Annotated in this window: 3 protein-coding genes; 1 reads left to right on the forward strand and 2 read right to left on the reverse strand. The window is 50.8% G+C overall.

The window, feature by feature from the left end:
* Positions 1-57: 57 nt before the first annotated feature.
* Complete coding sequence (locus B4N58_RS11150; RefSeq protein ID WP_291749252.1) at positions 58-4,035, reverse strand: translocation/assembly module TamB domain-containing protein; 3,978 nt, start codon at positions 4,033-4,035, stop codon at positions 58-60.
* 71 nt (positions 4,036-4,106) lie between these two features.
* A complete protein-coding gene (locus tag B4N58_RS11155; protein WP_291749256.1) occupies positions 4,107-5,891 on the reverse strand; it encodes an autotransporter assembly complex protein TamA in 1,785 nt (594 codons plus the stop codon).
* A 529-nt stretch (positions 5,892-6,420) separates the two neighbouring features.
* Here B4N58_RS11155 and B4N58_RS11160 point away from each other — a divergent pair.
* Positions 6,421-7,211 (forward strand): hypothetical protein (locus tag B4N58_RS11160; protein WP_291749259.1); only part of this gene is annotated, 791 nt, incomplete at its 3' end.

Genomic DNA, 7,211 nt, shown 5'->3' on the forward strand with positions numbered 1-7,211 from the left:
TGAAAAACAATTACCCAGTTTTTCAAGTCTGGCAGGATTAATCATGTTGTCCTGAAATCAGTCAAAAGAGAATTGATAAAGCACATCGACTGCATTGTCCGCCCCCGCCCGTGCAATAAAGCTGAGCTTGCGTGAGTATTGATAGTTCAGTTTCAAAATACTGGCCGCTGTTGTCACAGATTGATCAAAACTCAGATAAACACGATCGCTGAATCGTTTTCCCAAGGACACAATACGTTGCGACAGCAAGGGATCATCAGACCCAATCACGTTTGCGGAAGCATCTGCACCAGGTGCAATGGCCACCTTGCTGCCCACCGCACGGGAATCGGCTGCGGTCAAGGAACCTGTGCTCAAACTCAAGTCATCGATGCCAATTGATTTCGCAATTTTACGGGTCGTACTTTCGTCCTCATCACCAAAAATTGCCGCAGCAGCGGTCAGCAACAAAGTGGAATCGCGGTCTGCCGAACCACTTCCTCGTCCTAGAATCATCCACGACAACTTCTCCGAATCTGGCACGGCTGGTTCACTGACCAGACTGACCGTGGGCCGCTGCGCAGTGCCAGTTACCTCTACACCCGCCTCAACAGCCACGCCCTTGCGCACTGCACGAACATTCAGCCCCGGGTTGTCCAGCGGACCCTGGAAGTTAACCACGCCTCGCTCGATTGAGAGATCTTGCCCATAGGCGCGATAGGTACCACTCACAGTTTGAATGGTGCCGGTGGCGCTCAAACGTCTTCCCGATCGACGCTGCCCACTGCCACCAACCCCCTCAAGCATCACCAAGCGCAAACCACCCTCAAGCCGGCTTCGCAAGCCTTCAGCGTTCACGTAAAACCGGTCACCCAAATTGGCGCGCAATTGCAGGTCTATCGGCAAACCTTGCCCGGCCAGTTCACTGCGCCCTTGAATGAACACATCGTCGCCCAGGGTTTGAGGACCACTCTCAGGCATCTCGAAGTATGCCCCCAAGGTATCCACTTCCCCCCGAATCTTTAAGGGTTGTCCGTCAACACTGGGTTGCTGCAACGTCACACTCGAGTTCACCATCATCCATCGATCGAGTCGCTGCAGCAAGGGAACCCTGTCCATGGACAAGCGGATTTCACCATTCAAACCCGTCAAATTCCAAACACCCTCTGCCTTCACTTTCCCGTTGCCCTGAATCAACGGCCCCAACTCCTCGAGGTAGCGGCGAGGTGAGCGACGGTTGTACACGGTGAACTCGAAAGTGTCGATACTGGCCTTGTCGGTAGTGAAGTCAACCACCACATTGCCGTCTTCAAAGCGTACCCCTTGGTCAAGCTGAAACACATCCAGATCCAGCGCAAACAATCGTCCCTGAACATCGGGGTTGTTTGCAGTGCCCGCAATCGCCATTGCAATCTGGCCTGTACCGCTGGTTCTAACCCCACCACTGATCATGGGGCCCAGCCAGTTAAGCTCGGTAAATCCGGCCGCCACCGATCCCTGCATCGCCTCATTGCCTGCAATTTCCCAGGCTTTGGTTTGCGGGTTTTGTTGAACCGGCAGTTTCAGATTTGCAGTCACTGCACCGAAATCATCGGCAAGAATATTCAAGTCCACACTGGCCGCCTCTCGATTGAAATCGAGATTTGCAGTCATGGTTCGAATATCCACATCCACCTGTGAATCCTCAAGCACCTGCAAGCCACCCGACACATGCTGCACATCCACATGGCCATCTACCTTGTTGGGATTGGCCAAGTAGTTCCATTTCACTTTTGCAATCAGATCCTTGGGTTCTACTGTCAGTTGCTTGCGCAATATCGGAGACATGCGTGGAAAATAAAACTGGGGCATTTCACCCTCAACCCGTATTTCCCGGTTCGCAATACGAAGCACTTTGTTGTTCAACACTGAGGTGTCTTCGCCTTTGAGTACAAAATTCGTGAGCTCAAAATACCCCGGCGCAATCGTGAGCGGTGCAGGAGCCTGGAGAGCAAAGCTGCGAGCAGGCAACCACATGCCCTCGATTTTCAATTGAGTCCATTGCCCTTTCCAGCCAGAAACGTTTTTCGGTGTGCGCAAAGCCCCAACCCCACCCGCAAATGCAAACTCGCCTTTCAACGCACGCAAACGACTAAAGGGCTGCAAACCACTGGCAAACTCGCCCCGTAATTCATGCTGGTTGCGAACACCACGAAGCGTGAGCTTTAATTCATTCAAGGTGTTGGTCACCGCGCCGGGTACTTTGACTTTGCTCGCCACAATGTCGCCAACCCAGGGCGAATTTGGCGCTGAACCCAGGTTGAACTGTCCCGACACGGTATCAATCTGAATCGTGTCATCCAGCTTCAACTGACGCACATCAACATTGCCCTCACCCGAGAAGTTTCCGTCAATCCCTCTCAGTTTTCCTTTCAAACGCGCCGTCCCGGAAAGTTTCATCTGAATCAGTTTTCCGAGACGCGCGAGTTCATCCAGATTCACATCCACATCAACGAAATCAGACTGGGTTCCATAACTGCCAGTGGCTTTCACCGTGTTTCCCACCACGTCCAGATCAAGCAACATATTGCTTAAGCGAGAAACCCCGCCAGTGGCCTTGGCAACCAGTGTAAGCGGGGCGTTGGCCAGGCGGGAATTCATTAAATCAAGATTGATCTCACCCAAGGGGTCCACTGCACCTGCCTTTCCACTTTGCACCAAAACCCCATTGAACGAGGCTTTTCCGTTCAAATCACCTTGCAATAATGGACTGGCATCTGGAACGTAGTTGGCAGGGTTGATTCCCTTCAAGTCAAGCTGAACATCTACCGGTACTTTTCCACGCAAATCCACACGCAACTTACCTTGAAGTTCTGCTTGCCGATCTCGAACCGAAAGGCGTTTGACCTGCAACTGCTGCCCATTCTTGGTGCCTTGAATTGTAGAGGTCAGTGCGAGTTGCTGGGGCAAACTGGCAAATACAGAAGCATCTAAATTATTGGTCTTGACATCAAAATTCACATCCCCCGCCAAAACATCCAGAGTGGCAATCTGATCGTCACTCTGCTTGGACGCTCGCCACTGAATAGAGGCATTCGCATTGCCAGCCTGACGTTTTCCATCGGCCAACTGGAGCTCATCCACCCACAAATCAAATTGTTCGGGAAGTTGCTCCCTCAGGTTCAAATTAAACCGGGCCCGCATGAACGACAACGGTAACCCACCCGACTGAACGGTTGAAGGTCGAGCATTTCTAACCGAGAAATTGCCTGTACTTTCAGAAAAATCTGCATTGGGCTCTACCGTTGCAACAATCGCAAGCGATGCGCGTGGCGCCCCATCCAGCCAATTTGACGGATCGAAATTTTCTGCGTTCAGTCGTACCGTTTCAAACGGAGTTGAACCCAACAAAGTGAGCACTGCATTGGCTTGCACACGCTGTGTTTGATCCGCCTTGCCCGGGTTTTCCCCTTTGGCATCCAGGGCAAGCGCCAAGCGTTCGATAGAGCCTGTCGCAGCCAACTGCGCATTCAGCAACAAATCATCCAATTTCCGCTGTGCGTTCACCGCACCTCTCATTTGATAGGGTTTCGCCAGCGCCATCTCAAGTGAAGAGTTGATTTGAGTGTCCCGCACATTCAATGAAAAATTATCGATGTTGAGCTGTTTCGATTGAACCGAACCCCGAGCACTCAACTGCGTTAATTCTTCACCATTGATTAACAATTGCTGCACGCTGAGATGACGCAAGTCCACATCAACGGGTACGCTGATTTCATCCGGAATAACAAGCGGAGAATCTTCTTCAGAAGGCGGTGAATCAACGCGCACAACCTGTGCCGACAAATTGCTGATTCGAACCATTCGATTCAATACATTTGACCAGTCGATTACGAGCTGAATTTGCTCAATTTCAACCGTGGTATCGGCTTGCTTCCATCGAACAAACTCAAGATCCAACCCTTGCGACAAGGTGCCTTGAACCTTGCCGAATTCAAGTTGTTGATCCGAATTTTCATTCATCCAGTCCTGCGCTTGACCCACAGCAAACCGAAGGCCGTGTTCAGTATGAACCACCCACAGAACCCCAGCAGTGACAGCCACGGCTACAGCCAGCAAGAACGTAAATAAAGCGAATACCCCACGCTTCAAAATGCCACCCCCAGCGCAAAGTGAATTCTCAAGTTGTCCTGGTCTGCGGCTTTGGCCACATCAAAAGCGATAGGCCCAGCTGGGGTTTTATAACGTACCCCCACACCAATTGCCGGCTTGGGATCAAAGTCATTCCAGTTGTCGGCAACATCACCCACATCTGTAAAAACAGCAGCGCCAAGCGGTCCGCCATCAAACCACCGGGTGTACTCGAGGCTACCAATCATCACTCGACGGCCCCCCACCAAAACACCTTGATCGATTACGCCCAAATCTAGAAAGTCAAATCCACGAAGGCTGTTGGTCCCCCCCGCGCGAAACAGGTAATCCTGTGGAATATCCCGACGTGCACTGGCCACGACCGTACCAGCCTCGAATCGTGCAGAAAATAAATTCTCTCTGGAAGGCGACCAAAACTTCTGCACTCGACCATACAAACGAACAAAGTCTTGATCGGAAGCAAACTGTTCCGAAGCAAGGGCCAACTGGCCGAAAGCAATATATCCCTCCGAAGGATTCAGGCGATCATCTACGGCATTTCTTGTCCACGATGAACTTGCAACCAGCGCCTGAGTTTGTCCAAAATTGATACCAAGCGCGCTTCGCTCTTCCAACTGAAAGTTCAGGCCCAAACGGTAATCATTGATACCTTTGTTGAATTCTCGTATGGCTCCCACAGAAGATCGATCCACTTCAAGGTTCGATATTTCCTGGTGATCAATCGCCACCCCAACCGAGTCGGTAATGCCACGGGTTGACGGGGGAAGGAATACATCCGCATATGCAGACTGGCGCTTTTGTTCAATGCGAACACCGGTAACAAGCGAGTAGGCTCGATCAAACAAATTGTTGAATTGATAGGTGGCCTCAGTTCGAAACCCGGTATTGGAACTGTAGCCTGCACCCAAACCAAGGCGCTTGCTGTCACTTTCCATCACAGTGACCTCGATTGGAACATTCACTGGCTGTCGATCATCCGCATCAATTTTTACGTCCACAGCCGAGAAATAAGTTGTCCCTTGAAGATCCGCAAGCAGCCTTAACAGACGTTCTTGCTCGTATCGATCACCGGGGCGGATGGTGTTGTAACGTGAAACCAGGTCTTGGGGATATTTTGTCAATCCCTTAATTTGCAGATCTCCAAAAGTAAACACCGGGCCACTGTCGTAAACCACACTCAAAGCGACTGTATTCTTCTCAGGATCAACATCAGCCAAGCTTTCAGAAAGAGTCGCAGCCGCGAAATCTTTGGCCAACAGATCCCTCAACAGACTGTCTTTACTGGCACTCCAGTCAGCTTGATTAAAGGGCTGGTTAACTCCCAAAAGCCACAAGGTCTTCAGGCGCTCACGCCGCTCTGCAAACTCGTCTTTGTTGATTTCGCCATCGAATTGAATATCCACCGACACAATTTTACTTTGTATCCCTGGCTCGATTTTTATGTTCAGAGGTGGCGCCACATCTTCGGGAACTGTTTCATCAACGACTCGCTGAATCGAGGGAGAAAAATAACCTTCTGTACCCAGAGCATCACGAATGGCCGGTCGCAACCGCCTGAATAGTTGCCACGCATCTCCGTTGTCATTCACCTGTGCAGTCGAGCGAATTTGCCGGGTGGACTGCTCGATCAAGTCCTGGAATTCAGCAGGAACGTCGTAACTCACCTTGGGGGGGTCAAACTCGGTGACCACGTCTTGAGCGTAAACCACGCCAACGTGAAAGGCTATTGCACTGCAAGCGGCACAAAGCCAGCGAATCACCTCGCTTTTGTGGTTACTCAAAAACTTCTTCATGCTTTCCTGGACAGATAAGTCAATTCTCCCTGAGCCGACACTTTGACACCGCAGTTGTATATCGTGAATTGCCCAAGCTCAAATTGCCAATAAAAATACACAAATTTACCTTGGGGCCTACCTGGCCTCACCTTGGAACATGGTGTTGGCTCAAAAATTACAATACTTCATACGAATATTTACGAAGAACCCCCACCAAAATAGGTCCCCCAGGAAGATCAGTGCCAGAAAAATAATCGCGGTTAGATAACACTCATTTGGCATTCAACAACTGCAAGTCAAGACAATCGATCGAAGTAATTATTGCAGTAAATAACCCAGCAAACCCTTTTCCAGCAACAATCAATTCTTAATTAATTTTATTAAATTTAACAATCAAAATTATCTTGCCCAGCTGACGAAAATTATTCGTCCGGATATTTGTATTTTCCTGAATCCGATTGAATCCCCTGTGAGTAAAACGCTTATAGCAGTGGATTTGCCTAACAAACTCTCTAGCCTCAAGGAAATGTGAATCATGGAAAACGCCAACCCCGACGTGGGAATTATCAAGTCGCCTGCCGGTCTTCAAGTAGAACGCGGTGGCAAAATCGTAGAGCTAAGCCAAGGCGATGCTTTGCGATGGAATGATGTGGTAACCAACACTGGTACCCAGACCGCTGAAGTATTAATGCCCGCAGTGTCTGCCGGTCATGGCGACACCCTGTTGCAACTGGCGCCCAACGCGTCAGCAAAGCTGGAACAGATTACCTCCACCGTTGCAGACGGCGCCAACCGAACCGAGGTTGTTGCACTAAGCGAGGGTGTTGAGTTGTATGACATCGACAATGAAGTAAGTTCTGCAATCCTGACTCCCTACGAAGGCACCATGTCAGGCCTGGTGGGTGCTGGTTTGTTGGCTGGCGGTAGTGCCGGCGCTGGTGTTGGCGCAGCAATTGGTGGCGCAGCCCTTGGCGCAATTGCGCTGAGCGACGACGGTGACGATACCGTAACCACCGTTGATCCTAGCGACGACAGCGACTCTGATTCTGACAGCGACTCTGATTCTGACAGCGACTCTGATTCCGACAGCGATTCTGACTCCGACAGCGACTCTGACTCCGACAGCGACTCCGATTCTGACAGCGACTCTGATTCCGACAGCGATTCTGACTCCGACAGCGACTCTGATTCCGACAGCGACTCTGATTCCGACAGCGACTCTGATTCCGACAGCGATTCTGACTCCGACAGCGATTCTGACTCCGACAGCGATTCTGACTCTGACAGCGATTCTGACTCCGACAGCGATTCTGACTCCGACAGCGA

Source organism: Limnobacter sp. UBA3528 (assembly GCF_002377005.1).
GTDB lineage: Bacteria > Pseudomonadota > Gammaproteobacteria > Burkholderiales > Burkholderiaceae_B > Limnobacter.